This window comes from Natronobiforma cellulositropha (assembly GCF_025629245.1).
In the GTDB taxonomy this organism is placed as follows: domain Archaea; phylum Halobacteriota; class Halobacteria; order Halobacteriales; family Natrialbaceae; genus Natronobiforma; species Natronobiforma cellulositropha.
Map to the genome: position 1 here is coordinate 1 of NZ_JANZXN010000035.1, position 733 is coordinate 733.

1 protein-coding gene is annotated in these 733 nt (G+C 55.4%); it reads left to right on the top strand.

Annotated features, from left to right (window positions below; genetic code table 11):
* Positions 1–26: 26 nt before the first annotated feature.
* The coding region (locus N0B15_RS15415; RefSeq protein ID WP_263020610.1) for an RNA-guided endonuclease InsQ/TnpB family protein at positions 27–733 on the top strand (707 nt) is incomplete at its 3' end.

Below are 733 nucleotides of genomic sequence, written 5' to 3' on the forward strand. Positions count from 1 at the left end.
CCATAAGTTCTTATGAACACAGTACAATGCTGGAGACAACCCGCACCTATCGAGCGAAAATCGGCAACCACTCCCAAGTGAGTGACGACCTCGATGACTGCGGGCACTCAGCATCAAAACTGTGGAACGTCGCCCGCTACTACTCCCAGCAAGAATGGGATGAGACCGGTGAGATACCGTCAGAAGCCGACCTCAAGCGTGAATTAAAAGACCACGAACGATACAGTGACCTACATTCTCAGTCAAGTCAGCGAGTTCTCGAAGAGCTTGCTGAGTCGTTCAACGGCTGGTTCAAAAAGCGCACGAACGGCGACACAGACGCGAATCCACCCGGCTACCGAAAGCGCGGCGACACCCACCCACGCTCCACCGTGACGTGGAAGCAACACGGCATCAAACACGATTCCAAACACAACAAACTCCGTCTGAGCAAGGGATTCAACCTGAAGACCCACCGTTCGGACTTCATTCTCGTAGAATACGAGACACGCCCGGACGTGACCGTGGAGAACATCCAGCAGGTCAGAGCCGTGTGGAACGGCGACGAATGGGAACTCCACCTCGTCTGCAAGGTCGAAATTCCCGTCGAGGATGCACCCGGCGACAAGACCGCTGGGATCGACCTCGGCATCACGAACTACCTCGCCATCGCCTACGATGACGGTGACGCTGAGTTGTATCCGGGGAACGTGCTGAAACAAGACAAGCACTACTTCACCCGCGACGAGTACGA